Raw genomic sequence first — 19,392 nt, forward strand, 5'->3', positions numbered from 1 at the left:
TTTACTTCTTCACCACATATTCCATTTTTACAGTATCATAGATCCATTTGATGTCTTGCTTTTTTCCTTTTTGAGTAACAGAACCGTCGGCATTTAAAATGAATTCGAAACCGTCTTTGCGCATTTTTTCTCGGGTTTCACTGGCTGTTTTGTTTTTGTCTAAAAATACTTTCTCCACGATATGAGTGTTGGATTGCGTATTGGAAAAGACTTGCTTTTTAGAAGCTATTTCATAAATAACACTGTAATTAGTAGTAGTGTCTTCCGTTTTTAAATCGGTTTTTTGTTGGGTCACTTCGGTCCAGGAGAGCAAATACAATTTGGTCCCCGAAGCGGTTACAACGGTCAACTTACAATTGGTTGGCTTAAAATTAGCATCCGCCGGTTTGATGATGATGGCATCTTTCTCTTTACCGTTTTCGGTAATGGTGAGTTGGAAGTTACCCTTTTTGACTTCGGCTACCAGGTTATCAACTTTAGCTAATCCGGCAGCAGCGGTTGGTTTAGCGGTTGTTTTAGCTCCGCTCCGTTCGGCTTCACCTCGGGTCTTTTTCTGACTGTAGGTGTTAAGACTCAACAAAGCCATAAAAGTTAAAATCACAATTTTTTTCATGAGTGTTGTTTTGGTTAGGAATTCGGTAACCAATATACAAAATATTCATTTCGAGGCGTGTTAAATAAAAAAGCCGATTTGTTACAGTAACAAACCGGCTTTTCCAATCAAGAAACTAAAACTAATCTTTGGTTGATTTCACTGCCAAGTTATAAATCACCAAACCGAATCCGATTTTGTTGATAGCATCAGCAATGTTATAAGCTACGTCAACATTTCCTTTTCCTAAAAGGCTTGTATACCATCCTTCGGTTCCTAACATGTATCCTAACGGATAAATGGCCCAACCTACTAACACAAACCAACATAAGATTTTGTGCGCGGACAACACTTCACCTCCGGCAGCTTTAGCCAATTTAGAAGCTTCGCCTAACCAAATTTCATAGACAATAGCAAAGTAAGCTACCCCTGAAACTAATCCCCACAACCATGCATTGGTAGGATCAACAGCTTCTCCGAAATAACCAGTTACTAACATTACTAAAGAGTAAACAATCATTTTCCATAAAAGAGATTGTTTGGCTCCTGCAATTTTCAGAATTAAATAAAACTCCAAACACATTAAAGGCACTGTTAAAACCCAGTCAACATAACGGAAGAAAGTGGGTGACTCTCCGAAGCTAGCCCAATAATCTCTCATGTAGAAGTAGTGTACTGCGGCAATGAACGTAATTAAACCGGAAACCAATACTGAAACACGCCACTTCTTGTCAAATTGACTCAGTGACAAAAAGAAAAATGCTGATGCAGCCATCATGGCCATACATCCGATAAAAAAAGTAAAACCAACGTAGTCGGTTGGCAACATCTTAGAGATGAGCGCGGTAGAAGATAATAAATTTGTCATAATAAATGAGGTTTTAGAATTTTGTTTAACCAAATTTAAATAAGATTAAACAATAAAAATAATTCTGTTTAACTTTATTTTTATATCTTTAAACAAAATAAACACCTTATAAAATGACAAATTCTAGCAATATTGGGATTGTATTGAGCTTTTTAGCTTTGTGGATTGCCACTTATTTTTCTGTTGAATATCAACAAATTACGGGATTTGTAATTATATTCTTATTCGGAATACTGCATGGCGCTAATGATTTACGTTTGATTTCAAAAATTAAGAACGAAAATTCAATCAGTAATTATAAAAAAATACTCATTTACTATCTCACTTTTGTCACGACCGGAGTACTTTTATTCTATTTATTACCCGAATGGGCATTAGTAATCTTTATATTAGTCAGTGCCTATCATTTTGGAGAACAACATTGGAACCAACTGTCAACGGAAAAAACCCCACCAATCATATCATTGTTTCAATTGGTATATGGATTATTCATTTTTGAATTATTATTTTATTTTCATCAGAAAGAAGTTGCCGTGATTATAGGAGAAATTATCCATAGTTCGATGAACACTTTTAATTTTACTTATATGCTGCAGTTTAACGGATTAGTATTAATTGTACTGAGTTTAGTTATGCTGCGAAAAAATACTATTTTCAAAAATCAATTACCGGTTAACCTCGTCTATCTGCTATTATTTGCCATCATTTTCAGAAACTCAAATCTAATATGGGCTTTTGCAATATACTTTATCATTTGGCATAGTTTACCTTCTATTAAAGATCAAATTTGCTTTTTATACGGACAATATACTTTTCAAAACTTTGTACAGTATTTTAAAGCGGCATTTGGCTATTGGTTTCTTTCCTTAACAGGCATTGCCCTACTCTACTTTTTATTTAGAAAAGAAGCCGTTTTTACTGCTTTGTTTTTTTCCTTCTTAGCAGCCATTACTTTTCCTCATGTTTTGGTCATTATGAAAATGCAAAACAAAATCAAAGAACATTGATCGCATAAAAAAACCGAGCCATTACTGACTCGGTTACTTCGTACTTATATTTATAAAAGGCCAATGCGCCTCCTGGCTACTTCACTTCTTCGAATTCTACATCCTGAGTGTTATCACCTTGGTTTTCGGCTTGTGGTTGCGCTTCTTGGGCTTGACCTTCGCCTTGGGCTTTGTACATTTCTTCGGAAGCATTTTTCCACGCTTCGTTGATTTTGTCTAAAGCCGGTTGAATGGTAGCAATATCTTTGGTTTCGTATGCTGTTTTCAACTCGTCTAAGGCCGTTTGAATGGCAGTTTTGTTACCTTCGGATAATTTATCTCCGAACTCACCCAACTGTTTCTCGGTTTGGAAAATCATGCTGTCAGCTTCGTTCAACTTATCGGCCTTTTCTTTAGCCAAACGGTCGTTCTCTGCATTCATTTCAGCATCTTTTTTCATTCTTTCGATTTCTTCCGGCGTCAATCCTGAAGAAGCTTCGATACGAATATCGTGTGATTTTCCGGTACCTTTATCTGTAGCTGATACTTTGATAATACCATTGGCATCAATATCGAAAGTTACTTCAATTTGAGGCACACCTCTTGGGGCCGGTGGAATACCGTCTAAGTGGAAACGTCCAATCGTTTTGTTATCAGCGGCCATCGCTCTTTCTCCTTGCAATACGTGAATTTCCACACTTGGTTGGTTGTCCACTGCCGTCGAGAATACTTGTGATTTTTTAGTCGGGATAGTCGTGTTGGACTCGATTAATTTAGTCATCACGTTACCCATCGTTTCAATTCCTAAAGATAAAGGTGTAACGTCTAACAACAATACATCTTTTACATCTCCGGTTAAAACACCACCTTGGATAGCAGCACCAATCGCCACAACTTCATCCGGATTAACGCCTTTAGAAGGTTTTTTACCAAAGAATTTTTCAACTTGTTCTTGGATTACCGGGATACGAGTAGAACCACCTACTAAGATTACTTCGTCGATATCTGAAGTTGATAAACCGGCATCTTTTAAAGCTTTAGCAACCGGTTCCATAGAACGTTTTACCAAGCTTTCGGCCAATTGCTCGAATTTAGCACGAGTTAAGGTTTTTACCAAGTGTTTCGGTCCTGAAGCGGTAGCCGTCACATAAGGCAAGTTGATTTCGGTTTGTGTAGAAGAAGACAACTCGATTTTAGCTTTCTCAGCTGCTTCTTTCAAACGTTGCAATGCCATTGGGTCTTTGCGTAAGTCAACCCCTTCTTCGCTGTTGAATTCGTTAGCCATCCAATCGATGATAACTTGGTCGAAGTCGTCTCCACCCAAGTGCGTGTCACCGTTGGTTGACAATACTTCGAATACGCCATCGCCTAACTCTAATACAGAGATATCGAAAGTACCACCACCTAAGTCGTATACCGCAATTTTTTGGTCTTTACCTGCTTTATCCAATCCGTAAGCCAAGGCAGCTGCTGTTGGCTCGTTGATGATACGCATTACTTTTAAACCGGCGATTTCTCCTGCTTCTTTGGTAGCTTGACGTTGGGCATCATTAAAGTAAGCCGGAACCGTAATAACGGCTTCAGTTACTGCTTGACCCAAATAATCTTCGGCTGTTTTTTTCATTTTTTGAAGTGTCATTGCTGACAATTCTTGTGGGGTGTACAAACGACCATCGATGTCTACACGAGGTGTATCGTTGTCGCCTTTGACCACTTTGTAAGCTACTGTTGAAGCTTCTTTAGCGCTTTCAGTATACTTGTTACCCATAAAACGTTTGATAGACGCTATGGTTTTGGTTGGATTAGTCACTGCTTGTCTTTTAGCAGGATCACCTACTTTAATCTCACCGCCTTCTACGAAAGCGATTACAGATGGTGTTGTTCTTTTTCCTTCTGCGTTAGCAATTACTACCGGTTCTCCACCTTCCATAACGGCCACACAAGAGTTGGTTGTACCTAAGTCGATACCAATAATTTTTCCCATTTTATTTTCTCCTTTTTTGTTTATTTTTTGATTATTCCTCTACGAGTGAATAGTACTTTGTGTTGTACGGTTTGCGAAATGACAACTATTATGCCATGGGAGAATTGGGCATAAATTGTCAGTTTTTCAAGAATTTTGCTGACAAGATGACATTTTAAGTACGAAGTTAGAAGTTAGAAGTACGAAGTTATGTCTTGATTTTATTGGGCTTTGAATAATAGAACAGCAACATATTAGTCGCCAAAAAAGCGTAATAACCCCATTTGATTTGGCGGAAGTGTTCGAAAGAACTTTCTAAAAAAATGATGTACAAAAGAGTGAATAAGATTAATATAGTGTTAGCCAGAGCCAAATTATTAAAAAGCCTAATCCTGTCAGCAAAAGTCAAAAGAATCAAACCGAAGGAGATTACAATGATAATATCAAATACAAATGAGATTACTATTCCCAAATCTTTATACCACTCTTCTTTTTTGAATGCATTAGAAACTTCTGCTTTAAATTCTTTGAAGGTTATATCTTGAACACCATAGATGGAAAAACTGGCTATTTGAAATCCATTAAAGGATAATTCATCTACCACAACATTGTAGATGTTTTGAAAAAAAGTTTTCTCTATTAGTTTTCCGTTTGCGTCATATTCATCATAGGATTTTAAAAAACTATTTTTCCTGTTATCACAAGAATCATAAAACGGTGCCATCAATAATAAAAAACCTAATAAGGATAACAATCGGAGTCTTTTGGTAGTTTTCATAGGATAAAATTTAAAGGTTCTTAAGACAATCTTAAGACAACTTACCAAAGCGTGTGCCAAAAAAAAATCCCAACTGTTATGTTGGGATTTCCTATTTAATCGTTCATCGAAATCAGGAACTCATCGTTGTTTCGAGTCTTCTTAATTTTATCATTAATGGTATCCATAGCTTCTACCGGATTCATATCGGCTAAGAACTTGCGCAATATCCACATGCGTTGTAGTGTTTTTTCGTCGAGCAACAAATCGTCACGACGCGTGCTGGAAGACGTTAAATCGATAGCAGGGAAAATTCTGCGGTTGGCAATTTTTCTGTCCAATTGCAACTCCATATTACCGGTACCTTTAAATTCTTCGAAGATTACCTCGTCCATTTTTGAACCGGTTTCGGTTAAGGCGGTGGCTATGATACTCAAGGAACCTCCATTTTCTACGTTACGAGCGGCTCCAAAGAAACGTTTTGGTTTTTGTAAGGCGTTAGCATCTACTCCACCCGACAATACTTTACCGGAAGCCGGTTGTACTGTATTGTAGGCTCGTGCCAAACGCGTAATCGAATCCAATAAAATTACCACATCGTGTCCGCACTCAACCAAACGTTTGGCTTTTTCCAAAACAATATTGGCAATTTTTACGTGTTCTAATGGTTCTCTGTCGAAAGTAGAAGCAATCACTTCACCTCGAACGCTACGCTGCATGTCGGTTACCTCTTCCGGTCTTTCGTCAATGAGTAAAACCAACAAATATACTTCCGGGTGATTGGCTGCAATAGCGTTGGCAATGTCTTTCAACAACATTGTTTTACCGGTTTTAGGTTGCGCGACTATCATACCGCGTTGCCCTTTACCAATTGGGGAAAACAAATCTATTACTCGAGTGGAAACACTGGCTTGTTTATCGGCTATGTTGAATTTTTCTTTCGGGAAGATAGGCGTTAAATGTTCAAACGACACTCGGTCTCGCACCACTTGCGGATCATGACCGTTAATCTTTAATACTTTAACCAACGGGAAAAACTTCTCGCCTTCTTTAGGCGGACGCACTACACCTTTTACAGTATCTCCGGTTTTCAAACCGAACAATCGAATTTGGGAAGTCGACAAATAAATATCATCCGGCGACGCTAAATAGTTGTAATCGGAGGAACGTAAAAAGCCGTAACCGTCAGGCATCATTTCCAAAACGCCTTCGCTTTCAATAATACCGTCAAATTCGTAATCGGCATCGCGAAAGTTGTTTTGTTTTTTTCCTTTAAAATTGGGGTTGTTAGGATTGCCGTTACCGTTGTTTTGCGGTTTATTCGAAGCATTGTCGGCAGTATTGTGAGAAGGATTCTGATTTTTGTGTCGGTGTTGACGGTGTTCGTCGGAAGAAGGTTTGGCTTGATTTTCGGTAGCTTGATCTTCTGTTGTAGGAGTAGTTGTTTGTTCTGATGGTATTACTTCTGATTCGTCAGCAGCGTTATTGTGTCTAGGATTATTTTTCTTTTCAAAAGGCTTTTTGAACTTACTTTTTTTGCCTTCGAAGGCCGGTTTTTCCTCAGCTACTGCAATAGGCGCTGTCTCTTGGGAGAACAAATCGTTTGAAGTGGAATCCGTTTCTTTAGGCGTGGGCGCGATGCGCGTTCGTTTCGACTTGGTCTCTTTGGCTTGTGGCGCCTCGGGTTCCAACTGATTTTTTGAGGAAGCCGTTTTGTTTTGGTGCTCTAAAATTTGTGCAATCAATACGTCTTTTTTGGCACCGGCAACTTTAATGGTTTTAGCCAACTTGGCTATTTCTTGAAGCTCAGTAAGCTTCATTTCTTTTAAGGCGGAAATATCAAACATCGATAGTGTTGTGAATAAAATTAAATTTTCAGGAGAATACTAAAAAAATGTGGGTAGAAAATATGGTATAGAAATATCCGAAGATGAAGTACTTGCGGATTTGCAATGCAATAATACAAATAATATTTTACGATGCAATAGTATTTTTTAAAAAGAAACTTTATTTTTGTGCACCTATTTCAAGATTATGTTTAGAGTACAGACGTATTATTTAATCGCCAGCTTATTGATCACCGGAGTATTGCCGTTTATTTTCCCACTGTGGACTATAGCGGAAAAACCGTTTTACTTTATGGCGGATATCGTTTACGTGAGTTTGTTTGGCTTAAGCACCACACTCTCGTTACTCAGCATTTTATCTCACACAAAAAGACAACAACAATTTGTCATGGGCAGATTGAATATCATATTGAATTTAATTTTATTAGGATTATTGGTGTATCGAACACTAAACGCATCTGGAGGAACTACTGCTGTTCCTGAGAAAGGTGTTGGGATGTTCTTACCTATTTTTTCTATCGTATTCTTGGTTTTGGCCAACAAAGCCATCAAAAAGGATGAAGATCTTGTAAAATCTGTGGATCGATTGCGATAAACCTATAAACTTAGTTTTTTAGTGCTGCGAAAAACCCGTCTAGTTAAACAGACGGGTTTTTTATTTTTAGCCATATAGATCAGATTTTAATATGGCACAGATTAAACTGAATAAACTTATTTAAGCAGATTAAAGAAAAACGATTCATTATACTATTGGTTTTAGCACACGGATGACACGGATTGGACTGATTAAAACAGATAAAAAGAATCCGTGGAAATCCGTTTAATCCGTTTAATCTGTGGCTAAACTAATATCTGTAGCGGTTGCTGAATACTACTTCTTCCCTAACTCGATAATCTCCAAATTTTGGATTTTATCGCCATCAATTTCAAAGCGCAACATGGTTCTGACTTGGTGAAAGCCATAAATCCCGCAAGCACCGGGATTCATGTGGAGTAAATTCAACTGCTTATCAAACTGGACTTTCAAAATATGTGAATGGCCGCAAATAAAAAGCTTTGGTGGATTGCTCTGTATTTCTGCTCTAATGGCTTGGTTGTACTTCCCGGGATAACCGCCGATGTGGGTAATCCAAACATTAACGCCTTCACACATAAAGCGGTTGTGCAACGGAAATTCCATTCGGGCTTTGTCATCGTCTATATTCCCATAAACAGCACGCAAAGTTTTGAGGGCTTTAATGGTATCGGTCACTTGCAAATCGCCTATATCGCCGGCATGCCAGACTTCGTCGGCTAAACGAACGTATTTTAGGATGGATTCGTCTATATGACTGTGCGTATCGGAAAGGAGCAGGATTTTTTTCAAATTAAAAAGGTTCTAAGGCACTAAGGTACTGAGATGCTGTGACTGCAAATATAAGTAACGAAATTATGAAAACTTTAAACATCAAATTTAAAATCCTTTGTACCTTTACGCCCCAGACTCGAGCCATGTAATGGCGAACTGATATTTTCATAAATTTAGGACAGTCAAACTTGAGATATTTTATTGAATTAGCATACAGAGGAACCAACTACCACGGATGGCAATACCAACCGGACGCTAATTCCGTACAAGAAACCCTCAACAAAGCCTTATCGGTTTTGCTAAAGAAAGACATTGACATTGTTGGTGCCGGGCGAACCGATACCGGTGTGCATGCCAAAAAAATGTACGCACACTTTGACCATGAAACGGCAATCGACGGGCCAAAATTGGTGCACAAACTCAATTCCTATCTTCCGAAAGACATTGTAATTTACAAACTCATCCCGGTTACTGATGACGCTCATGCCCGATTTGACGCGACCAAAAGAACCTATGAATACCATATTCACACGTTCAAAGATGCGTTTGAAACCGACGGCAGTTGGTTACACCAATTACCCCTCGACATTGCTAAAATGAATGAAGCCTGTCAGATTTTGTTTCGACACAAGGATTTCGAATGCTTTTCTAAAACCCATTCCGATGTCAGAACATTTAATTGTGTTATTTTTGAAGCCCATTGGAAACAAATCGGAACTAAACTAGTCTTCACCATATCGGCTGACCGTTTTCTGCGCAATATGGTACGTGCCATAGTCGGCACGATGATTAACATTGGTTTAGGCAAAATAAATCTGGACGATTTTGAAAAAATAATTGAAAGCAAAGACCGCGGAAAGGCAGGATTTTCAGTTCCGGCTCACGGTCTTTACTTAACCCAAATTGAATACGACTATATCCCATAAAATGCAAGCAAAAGCTTTCGACACCCATTTATTCAAACGTATTTTAAAGTACACCAAGCCTTATAAAAAAAGGTATTACGGTGTGGTGATGTTTGCCATTTTACTTTCGGTTTTTGCAGCTCTAAGACCATATTTACTTAAACAAACCGTAGATGATTATATAGCGCCGAAAGACGAACATGGTTTATTACTTTACATCAGTATGATGGGTATAGTGTTGCTTTTGGAAACCTTGTCCCAATTTTACTTTGTGTACTGGGCCAATTGGCTCGGACAAGATATTATTAAAGACATCAGAACCAAATTATTCCAACATATACTGAGTTTCCGAATGAAATATTTCGACCACGCTCCGGTGGGACAATTGGTTACCCGTTCTGTATCCGATATTGAGCAAATAGCCCGTATTTTCAGCCAAGGATTGTTTATGATCATCAGTGATATACTGAAAATGTTGGTAGTTTTGATTTTCATGTTCTACATGAACTGGCGTCTGACTTGGATTGTAATTTTAGCCATGCCGGTTCTGGTTTATATTACCCGTATTTTCCAACGCAAAATGCAAGTGGCCTTTGAGGAAGTTAGAAATCAGGTGGCCAATATGAATACTTTTGTGCAAGAGCGTGTTACCGGGATGAAGATTGTCCAACTTTTTAACCGTGAAGCCATTGAATACGAAAAGTTCAAAGACATCAATCAGAAGCACAACAAGGCTTGGATTAAAACCATCTTGTACAACTCCATCTTCTTCCCTATTGCGGATATCATTTCCTCTTTAACCTTGGGTGCTGTAATTTTATACGGTGGTTTCCATATTTTAGATGGCGATAAGTTCACCACTTTCGGTGATTTGTTTTCGTATACTATGTTTATCGGCATGTTGTTCAACCCATTGCGTCAAATTGCCGATAAATTCAACGAGATGCAAATGGGAATGATAGCGGCCAATCGTGTCTTCGATATTTTAGATTCTGATAAAGATGTTCAAAAAGACGGTACGGTCATCGCTTCACATTTAAAAGGAAACATTCGTTTTGAGAATGTGGTTTTCAGTTATAACGACAAAGAAAATGTGTTGAAAGGCATCAATTTAAAAGTCAACGAAGGCGAAACCATTGCCATAGTTGGTGCTACCGGAGCCGGAAAATCGACGATTATTAATTTGCTGAATCGTTTTTACGAAATCAATTCCGGTGCTATTTACATCGACGAGCAAAACATCAACGAATTTCAAATGGAAAGCCTACGCCAACAAATTGCCATTGTATTGCAAGACGTTTTCTTGTTTGCCGATACCATTCACAATAACATCACACTCAACAATCCAAATATCAGTCGGGAAGCCGTGATTGAAGCCGCCAAGAAAATCGGTGTTCATAAATTCATCAAAACCTTGCCGGGCGGATACGATTACGATGTAAAAGAGCGCGGTGTGATGTTGTCATCAGGACAGCGACAATTGATTGCTTTCCTAAGGGCTTATGTGAACAATCCGAGTATTTTGATTTTGGATGAAGCAACTTCATCTATCGATAGTTACAGCGAGGAATTGATTCAGAAAGCCACCGAAAAAATCACAAAAAACAGAACATCTATTATTATTGCGCATCGTTTGGCTACCATCGTTAATGCCAATAAAATTATTGTAATGGACAAAGGTCAAATTGTAGAAGAAGGTACACACCAAGAACTATTGAAACGTGAGCAAGGCTATTACAAAAATTTATACGATTCACAGTTTGCCTTGGAAAGCTAAGTTTTCAAAATAAATCCTTAAATTCGCAATCTCAAAATAAATCAAAATGTTACTAGCGTAAGCGACGGCATTTAATCAATTTAAAATAATCTTTTTAAAAATGAAATACGATATTATTGTTTTAGGAAGTGGTCCGGGCGGTTATGTTACAGCCATTCGTGCTTCGCAATTGGGTTTTAAAGTAGCCGTAATTGAAAAAGAAAACCTAGGTGGCATTTGTTTGAATTGGGGTTGTATTCCCACCAAAGCATTATTAAAATCGGCTCAGGTTTTTGACTACCTAAAACATGCTTCAGACTACGGTTTGACCGTTAAGGAATTTGACAAAGATTTCAATGCCGTTATTGCCCGTTCGCGCAGCGTCGCTGACGGTATGAGTAAAGGGGTTCAATTCTTAATGAAGAAAAACAAAATCGACGTTATTGACGGTTTCGGAAAAGTAAAACCGGGCAAAAAAGTAGCCGTTACTGCTGCCGATGGTAAAGTGACTGAATACAGTGCCGATCACATTATTATTGCTACAGGAGCTCGTTCCAGAGAGTTGCCAAACTTACCGCAAGATGGTGTAAAAGTAATTGGTTACCGTCAGGCGATGACTTTACCTAGCCAACCGAAAAAGATGATTGTAGTAGGGTCAGGTGCCATTGGTGTAGAATTCGCGCATTTTTACAATTCGATGGGAACTGAAGTTACTATCGTTGAGTTTATGCCGAATGTAGTTCCGGTAGAAGACGAAGACATCTCAAAACAATTTGAGCGTTCGTTGAAAAAATCAGGCATCAATGTGATGACCAACTCTTCTGTAGAAAAAATCGACACCAGCGGAAATGGTGTAAAAGCTTTTGTAAAAACGGCTAAAGGGGAAGAAATTTTGGAAGCTGACATCTTGTTATCAGCCGTTGGTATTAAAACCAACATCGAAAACATCGGATTGGAAGAAACCGGTATCAAAACCGATAAAGATAAAATCTTGGTGAACGAGTTTTACCAAACCAATGTAGCCGGTTACTATGCTATTGGCGATGTAACTCCGGGACAAGCTTTAGCACACGTAGCTTCTGCGGAAGGTATTTTGTGTGTGGAAAAAATTGCCGGTTTACATGTGGAACCTTTAGATTACGGTAACATTCCGGGTTGTACTTATGCTACGCCAGAAATTGCTTCTGTAGGTTTGACAGAAAAAGCGGCTAAAGAAAAAGGATATGAATTAAAAATCGGGAAATTCCCGTTCACGGCTTCAGGAAAAGCCAAAGCAGCCGGAACTCCGGATGGTTTTGTAAAAGTTATTTTCGATGCTAAATACGGCGAGTGGTTAGGTTGTCATATGATTGGCGCCGGTGTAACCGATATGATTGCAGAAGCGGTTGTGGCTCGTAAATTAGAAACTACAGGTCACGAAATTTTGAAAGCAGTTCACCCGCATCCAACAATGAGTGAAGCGGTGATGGAAGCAGTAGCCGATGCTTACGGAGAAGTTATTCACTTGTAATTCCGAAAAACTATAAAGCATAAAAAAACCATCCGAATCGGATGGTTTTTTTATTGGTAAACAATATTATTGTTTTGCTTTTAAAGCTTTGTATTTGTCGGTCATTTCAAGTGCATTGTACACACTCATCAATGTTTTCTTAGCAGCATCATTATCCGGTTGCAACTCGTAAGCTTTTTCTAAATACGGTAAAACCGCTTTGAAATTTTTCTCACGCTCTGCTTTTAATACCTCATAACGTTTGTTGTCTTTTTCAGAAGTTCCCAATTTGTTCATTTCATTGACAAACTTCTCATCAGCTCTTAACAACAATTCCGCTAAGTTTAAATTCGCATTGAAATAATTAGGATTGATTTCTAAGGCTCTTCTATAATACTTCTCAGCATCTGCAACTTTATTAGCATTACCTGAAATCACGCCAAGATTGTACACCAAATCAACATTATTAGGATCATTGGCTAAAGCTTGATTGACCAACTTAGTATAAGTGTCAAAATCATTCACTTTTAAATACAAATCAGCTTCCGTTAAAATTAAAGAACTGTCTTCAGGATTCGCATTTCTGGCTTCAGTAACAGCGGCTTTGGCTTCCTCAACTTTACCTTTTTCAACCAAAATCAAAGCGATGTTTTTGTAGATTTCACCTCTTTTAGAAGGTGTTTTCTCATCTCTTGGTTTTTCGTGCGTACCCGATTTGATGAAAATTTCTCTTTCACTCTTAGAGTTAAAGGTTTCTTCCTGTTTTGAAGCCTTGTTGTAAGCCCAAAATACTGTAGTTTCTCCGGTATAATTGATTTGTTTTAATTCATAATAATATACCAAAGCACTGTCATAATCACGAGCGTTTACTGCAAAACTGGCCGCATAAAACAACTTATCCGGATCGTTTTTATCCATTTGATAGGCGGAATACAATACATTTCCGGCTTCTTTATACTTTTTCTCTTCCCCTAAGCCTACAGCATAGTTAACAATGAATGGCTTGGCTTGCGCTACACCATCATCTATAGATTTGGTCAACAAAGCTTTCCCGGATTTCTTTTCAAACTCTTTAACAGCATTTAAGTTTTTAGCCAACAACTCTATTTTCTCAGGAGTAAAATAGTTGTTAGCTAATTTGGCGTTGCCGGCATTTTCCGGTTTGGTGTAGGCCACTTTCATCTCCAAAAACGGAGCCACCGCTTTGTAATAATCAAAATACACTTTATCCGATTCGGCTGCAGCGGTCATCAAAGGCTCTGCTTTAACTAATGTAGCTTTGTACTCAACAATATCTTTATCGGTTAAAGCCTGTTTGTCGTAAATCTTTTTCAATCCTTTCATCTCATCCTTTTGAGCGAAAGAGGAAAAAGAAACTATCATGGCCGAAGCCAATACTAGGTGTCTAATTTTCATGTGGTATTATTTTAAATTATTCTTCAGATGCAGAAGTTTCCGTTGAAGTTTCGCCTTCATTCACCTCATTGATGTCAGCATCAGTATCTTCTTCAGATTCTTCTTCTTTCATTACTTTAGTTACGGCTGCGATCGAGTCATTGCCTTTGATATTGATCAAACGAACACCCTGCGTAGCTCTTCCCATTACTCTCAAATCGGAAACTTCCATACGGATAGTTAAACCAGATTTGTTGATAATCATCAAATCATCAGCATCGGTCACCGCGTTGATGGAAATAAGTGCTCCGGTTTTTTCTGTGATGTTCAAGGTTTTTACTCCTTTTCCACCGCGGTTGGTGATTCTGTAAACATCTTCTCCGTCATCATCTACCAATTTGGTACGTTTACCGTAACCGTTTTCAGTTACGACTAACAATTGGGTTTCGTTGATGTCATCTTTGTTTACAGAAACCATACCGATCACTTCGTCTTTGTCATCGGCTAAGGTAATACCTCTTACCCCGGAAGCTGTTCTTCCCATCGGACGGGTTTTTTCTTCTTCGAAACGAACCAATTTACCGGATTTTACAGCCACTAAAACCTGACTGTCTCCGTTGGTTAATTTGGCTTCTAACAATTCGTCGTCTTCTCTGATGGTAATGGCGTTGATACCGTTTTGACGCGGACGAGAATATTGCTCCAATGGCGTTTTTTTCACCTGACCTTGTTTGGTCGCCATAATTACGTAATGGCTGTTGATGTATTCTTCGTCTTTTAAATCTTGCGTACAGATAAACGCTTTTACTTTATCGTCTTGTTCGATATTGATTAAGTTTTGAATAGCACGACCTTTGCTGGTTTTACTACCTTCCGGAATTTCGTAAACGCGCATCCAGAAACATTTTCCTTTCTGGGTAAAGAACAACAAATATTGGTGGTTGGTTGCTACGAACAAATGCTCTAAGAAATCCTGATCGCGAGTTCCGGCACTTTTTTGTCCGACACCACCGCGGTTTTGGGTTTTGTATTCCGATAAGTTAGTACGTTTGATATAACCGGCATGCGAAATGGTAATTACCACATTCTCATCGGCAATCAAATCTTCAATACTTACATCGCCACCGGAATATTCAATTGTAGAACGACGTCCGTCACCGTATTTATCTCTGATTTCGATTAATTCATCTTTAATCAATTGCATTCTTAATTCTTTACTTGCCAATAAATCTTTCAAGTGTTGAATTAACTTCATGATTTCTTCGTACTCCGCTCTTAACTTGTCTTGCTCTAAGCCGGTCAACTGACGCAAACGCATTTCAACAATAGCGCGCGCTTGGATATCGGTTAAGCTGAAACGCTCAATCAATTTGTTTCGGGCTTCGTCTCCGTCTTTAGAAGAACGAATCAAGGCAATTACCTCGTCGATATTGTCTGAAGCGATGATCAAACCTTCTAAGATATGCGCTCTTTCTTCGGCTTTGCGCAATTCAAATTGGGTTCTTCTTACCACTACATCATGACGGTGTTCTACGAAATAATGAATCAAATCTTTCAAATTCAACATTTGTGGTCTTCCTCCCACCAAAGCAATGTTGTTAACACTGAAAGACGACTGCAATTGGGTGTATTTGTAAAGTGTGTTCAACACTACATTCGGCACTGCATCGCGCTTCAATTCGTATACGATACGCATACCGCTTCTGTCCGATTCGTCACGGATGTTCGAAATACCTTCGATTTTTTTCTCGTTAATCAAATCGGCGGTTTTCTTAATCATTTCCGCTTTGTTCACTTGGTACGGAATCTCAGTAACGATAATCGCTTCTTTACCGTTCACTTCTTCAAAGTTCACTTTGGCACGGATAACGATTCTTCCTCTACCCGTTTTGAAAGCTTCACGAACACCTTCGTATCCGTAAATTACACCACCGGTAGGGAAATCCGGTGCCTTGATGTAGTTGATTAACTCATCAATTTCAATATCATTATTGTCGATATAAGCCAAAGTTCCGTCCACTACTTCGGTTAAGTTGTGCGGCGGCATGTTAGTAGCCATACCAACAGCAATACCGGAAGCTCCGTTAATTAAAAGATTCGGTACACGGGTTGGCATTACTTTCGGCTCGTATAAGGTATCGTCAAAGTTCAATTGGAAATCCACGGTTTCTTTGTCGATATCTGCCATAATGTCTTCTGACATTTTTTTCATTCTGGCCTCAGTGTAACGCATCGCTGCAGGACTGTCACCGTCAACCGAACCGAAGTTCCCTTGCCCGTCAATTAACAAATATCGCAAACTCCACTCCTGTGCCATACGAACCATGGCATCATACACTGAAGTATCACCGTGCGGGTGGTATTTACCCAAAACTTCTCCAACAATTCTTGCGGATTTTTTGTGCGCTCTGTTAGAAAAAACGCCTAAATCATACATTCCATATAACACTCTTCGGTGAACAGGTTTTAATCCGTCACGCACGTCAGGTAGCGCTCTTGAGACAATTACAGACATCGAATAATCGATGTATGCTGATTTCATTTCATCTTCGATGTTAATTGGAATTAACTTTTCTCCGTCAGACATATATTATAAATTATTAATAAAAATTAGTTCAAATTCAAAACGTGCTAATATAGGATATTTATACTGTTTGGCGCCAATTTTAGTCCACAAATTTCAAAGATTTATTAACAAAACAGGGGCTTTTTTTGGTTAATAAAATAGTTCTTTAACGGCTTTTATTATTGCCTTTTTTTTTGTCAATTAGCTGACAGTACTTTTAGGCGGAATGATTTTTGTTAGAATGACATCATATCACTAAATTTACAATAGCAACAATACACTATTATGGACGATAATTTTTCACCAAGAGTTAAAGATGTAATTACCTATAGCAAAGAAGAAGCATTGCGCTTAGGGCATGACTTTATCGGAACGGAACATCTGATGCTTGGTATCTTGAGAGACGGAAACGGTAAGGCGATTGCTATCTTAAATAATTTGTCGGTCGATTTAGATCATTTGCGCAAAAAGGTCGAAATCTTAAGCCCCGCCAATCCCAATACCGACATCAGCAACGAAAAGAAAAACCTCCACTTGACGCGTCAAGCGGAGCGCGCATTAAAAACCACATTCTTAGAAGCCAAAGTATTTCAGAGTTCCTCTATCAGTACTGCCCACTTACTGCTTTGCATTTTAAGAAACGAAAACGATCCCACAACCAAACTACTGCATCGTCTGAAAATAGACTATAATGTAGTCAAAGAACAGTACCTAAACATGACACCAAACGAAGAAGATTTCACAGATAACCTGCCGAGAAACGAATCGTATAACGACGATTCCGGTCAGGATGACAGCCTAAAAGAAGGCAGTTTCAACAATCCGGCCAACAAAACCAACAAAAAATCTAAAACTCCGGTGTTAGACAATTTTGGACGCGACTTAACCGAATTGGCAGAAGAAGGCAAACTCGACCCGGTTGTAGGTCGCGAAAAAGAAATTGAGCGCGTGTCTCAAATTTTAAGCCGCAGAAAGAAAAACAATCCGCTACTTATTGGAGAACCGGGTGTTGGTAAATCAGCCATTGCCGAAGGTTTGGCCTTGCGCATCATTCAAAAGAAAGTATCGCGTATTCTCTTCAACAAAAGAGTGGTGACTTTGGATTTAGCCTCATTAGTAGCCGGAACCAAATACCGCGGTCAGTTTGAAGAAAGAATGAAAGCCGTGATGAATGAATTGGAGAAAAACGATGACATCATTTTGTTCATAGATGAAATCCACACCATAGTGGGTGCCGGTGGCGCTACCGGTTCGTTAGATGCTTCTAACATGTTTAAACCGGCCTTAGCCCGTGGTGAAATCCAATGTATTGGTGCTACGACTTTGGATGAGTACCGTCAGTACATCGAAAAAGACGGAGCGCTCGAAAGACGTTTCCAAAAGGTAATTGTAGAACCTACTTCGGTGGAAGAAACGATTACTATCTTGAACAACATCAAAAACAAATACGAAGACCATCACAACGTAATTTATACCCCTGAAGCGATTGAAGCTTGTGTGAAGTTAACCAACCGCTACATGTCGGAGCGTTTCTTGCCGGACAAAGCGATTGATGCTTTAGACGAAGCGGGCTCAAGAGTACACATCACCAATATCGACGTGCCGAAGCAAATTTTGGATTTGGAGCGTCAGTTGGAAGAAGTACGCGAATTGAAAAACTCCGTCGTTAAAAAACAGAAATACGAAGAAGCTGCCAAATTGCGCGACGATGAAAAACGTTTGGAAAAAGACTTAGCTATCGCTCAAGAACAATGGGAAGAAGAATCGAAAAGCAATCGAATTCGCGTAACGGAAGACAACGTTGCCGATGTAGTTTCAATGATGACCGGTATACCGGTGAATCGTATTGCCCAAACGGAAAGCAATAAATTGGCACACTTGCCGGAGTTAATCAAAGGCAAAGTGATTGGTCAAGACGAAGCGGTAACCAAAATTGCTCGCTCCATCCAACGCAATCGCGCTGGATTAAAAGATCCGAATCGCCCGATTGGTTCGTTTATTTTCCTCGGGTCAACCGGTGTTGGTAAAACACAATTGGCGAAAGTATTGGCGAAAGAATTATTCGATTCAGAAGATGCGTTAATTCGCATTGACATGAGTGAATACATGGAAAAATTTGCCATTTCTCGTTTAATCGGAGCGCCTCCGGGCTATGTAGGTTACGAAGAAGGCGGACAATTGACCGAAAAAGTGCGCAGAAAACCATACTGTGTGGTATTGTTAGACGAAATTGAAAAAGCGCATCCTGACGTTTTCAACATGATGTTACAAGTGTTAGACGATGGTTACTTGACGGATAGTTTGGGTCGTAAAATCGACTTCAAAAACACCATCATCATCATGACCTCTAACGTTGGAGCGCGTCAGTTGAAAGATTTCGGGCAAGGCGTTGGTTTCGGCACTTCTGCTAAAGTAGCACAAGCCGACGAACATTCGAAAAGTGTGATTGAAAACGCTTTGAAGAAAACCTTTGCGCCTGAATTCTTGAACCGAATCGACGACGTAATTGTGTTCAATCCGTTAGAGAAACACGACATCGATTTGATTATCGAAATCGAATTGAAAAAATTATATGCTCGCATCGAAGAGCTAGGCTACAAGTTGAATTTATCCGACAAAGCCAAAGCGTTCATCGCCGAGAAAGGTTTCGACAAACAATTTGGTGCGCGTCCGTTAAAAAGAGCCATACAGAAATACGTGGAAGATGCTTTGGCCGAAGAAATCATCACTTCGAAAATTGCCTCCGGAGACGAAATCTTTATGGATTTAGATGAAATTGCACAAGAGTTAACCGTGACGATTAACAAAGCGGAAAAACCGACTAAATAAGACTGTTTAATCTTTTACAAGCCACAAATCACAAGAATTCCCGCCTTTTATCCGTGTGAATTTCTGTAATTTGTGGCTTAAATTTTTATAA

Annotated in this window: 14 protein-coding genes; 6 read left to right on the plus strand and 8 right to left on the minus strand. The window is 39.0% G+C overall.

The genetic code is table 11. The features are described 5' to 3' along the window. Position 1 precedes the first annotated feature (1 nt). Together SK086_RS08180 and SK086_RS08185 are read right to left on the minus strand one after the other, a co-directional pair. Positions 2 to 613, minus strand: a complete 612-nt coding sequence (locus SK086_RS08180; protein WP_324690861.1) for a hypothetical protein — start codon at positions 611 to 613, stop codon at positions 2 to 4. Positions 614 to 734: 121 nt separating this feature from the next. Then, complete coding sequence (locus tag SK086_RS08185; protein ID WP_290876507.1) at positions 735 to 1,460, minus strand: bacteriorhodopsin-like; 726 nt, start codon at positions 1,458 to 1,460, stop codon at positions 735 to 737. Positions 1,461 to 1,573: 113 nt separating this feature from the next. Between SK086_RS08185 and SK086_RS08190 the strand changes: the two genes are divergently transcribed. Beyond that, positions 1,574 to 2,467 (plus strand): Brp/Blh family beta-carotene 15,15'-dioxygenase, encoded by an 894-nt coding sequence (locus SK086_RS08190; RefSeq protein WP_324690862.1) that lies wholly within the window; start codon positions 1,574 to 1,576, stop codon positions 2,465 to 2,467. A gap of 76 nt (positions 2,468 to 2,543) precedes the next feature. Here the strand turns inward: SK086_RS08190 and dnaK are convergent, their stop codons facing one another. The 3 genes from dnaK to rho all read right to left on the minus strand — a co-directional run bounded on the left by dnaK (position 2,544) and on the right by rho (position 7,013). Continuing rightward, complete coding sequence (dnaK, locus tag SK086_RS08195; protein WP_290876511.1) at positions 2,544 to 4,430, minus strand: molecular chaperone DnaK; 1,887 nt, start codon at positions 4,428 to 4,430, stop codon at positions 2,544 to 2,546. 187 nt (positions 4,431 to 4,617) lie between these two features. Continuing rightward, positions 4,618 to 5,187, minus strand: coding sequence for a hypothetical protein (locus tag SK086_RS08200; RefSeq protein WP_324690863.1), 570 nt, complete (start codon positions 5,185 to 5,187; stop codon positions 4,618 to 4,620). Between the two features lie 95 nt (positions 5,188 to 5,282). After that, positions 5,283 to 7,013, minus strand: coding sequence for a transcription termination factor Rho (gene rho, locus SK086_RS08205; RefSeq protein ID WP_324690864.1), 1,731 nt, complete (start codon positions 7,011 to 7,013; stop codon positions 5,283 to 5,285). 184 nt (positions 7,014 to 7,197) lie between these two features. On the opposite strand from rho, the gene SK086_RS08210 reads away from it, so the two are divergent. Beyond that, on the plus strand, positions 7,198 to 7,608 hold the full coding sequence (locus tag SK086_RS08210; protein ID WP_290877090.1) for a DUF4293 family protein: 411 nt from the start codon (positions 7,198 to 7,200) through the stop codon (positions 7,606 to 7,608). A gap of 276 nt (positions 7,609 to 7,884) precedes the next feature. On the opposite strand, the gene SK086_RS08215 is transcribed toward SK086_RS08210, so the two are convergent. Further along, the gene (locus SK086_RS08215) at positions 7,885 to 8,379 is read right to left on the minus strand and encodes a metallophosphoesterase family protein (protein WP_324690866.1); all 495 of its coding nucleotides are present in this window, start codon (positions 8,377 to 8,379) and stop codon (positions 7,885 to 7,887) included. Positions 8,380 to 8,549: 170 nt separating this feature from the next. On the opposite strand from SK086_RS08215, the gene truA reads away from it, so the two are divergent. The 3 genes from truA (at position 8,550) to lpdA (ending at position 12,532) form a co-directional block, all read left to right on the plus strand. Next, the gene (gene truA / locus SK086_RS08220) at positions 8,550 to 9,287 is read left to right on the plus strand and encodes a tRNA pseudouridine(38-40) synthase TruA (RefSeq protein WP_324690867.1); all 738 of its coding nucleotides are present in this window, start codon (positions 8,550 to 8,552) and stop codon (positions 9,285 to 9,287) included. A gap of 1 nt (position 9,288) precedes the next feature. Then, entirely contained in the window at positions 9,289 to 11,043 is a 1,755-nt protein-coding gene (locus SK086_RS08225) for an ABC transporter ATP-binding protein (RefSeq protein WP_324690868.1), read from the plus strand. A gap of 100 nt (positions 11,044 to 11,143) precedes the next feature. Further along, entirely contained in the window at positions 11,144 to 12,532 is a 1,389-nt protein-coding gene (gene lpdA, locus SK086_RS08230; RefSeq protein ID WP_290877518.1) for a dihydrolipoyl dehydrogenase, read from the plus strand. Between the two features lie 66 nt (positions 12,533 to 12,598). Here lpdA and SK086_RS08235 read toward each other — a convergent pair whose 3' ends face one another. Together SK086_RS08235 and gyrA are read right to left on the minus strand one after the other, a co-directional pair. Then, entirely contained in the window at positions 12,599 to 13,927 is a 1,329-nt protein-coding gene (locus SK086_RS08235; RefSeq protein WP_324690871.1) for a tetratricopeptide repeat protein, read from the minus strand. Positions 13,928 to 13,943: 16 nt separating this feature from the next. Further along, positions 13,944 to 16,493 (minus strand): DNA gyrase subunit A, encoded by a 2,550-nt coding sequence (gene gyrA, locus SK086_RS08240; RefSeq protein ID WP_324690872.1) that lies wholly within the window; start codon positions 16,491 to 16,493, stop codon positions 13,944 to 13,946. Between the two features lie 264 nt (positions 16,494 to 16,757). On the opposite strand from gyrA, the gene SK086_RS08245 reads away from it, so the two are divergent. Then, the gene (locus SK086_RS08245; RefSeq protein ID WP_324690874.1) at positions 16,758 to 19,301 is read left to right on the plus strand and encodes an ATP-dependent Clp protease ATP-binding subunit; all 2,544 of its coding nucleotides are present in this window, start codon (positions 16,758 to 16,760) and stop codon (positions 19,299 to 19,301) included. Positions 19,302 to 19,392: the final 91 nt, after the last annotated feature.

Origin of the sequence: Flavobacterium cheonhonense, from assembly GCF_035671315.1 — a bacterium.
Lineage (GTDB): Bacteria > Bacteroidota > Bacteroidia > Flavobacteriales > Flavobacteriaceae > Flavobacterium > Flavobacterium cheonhonense.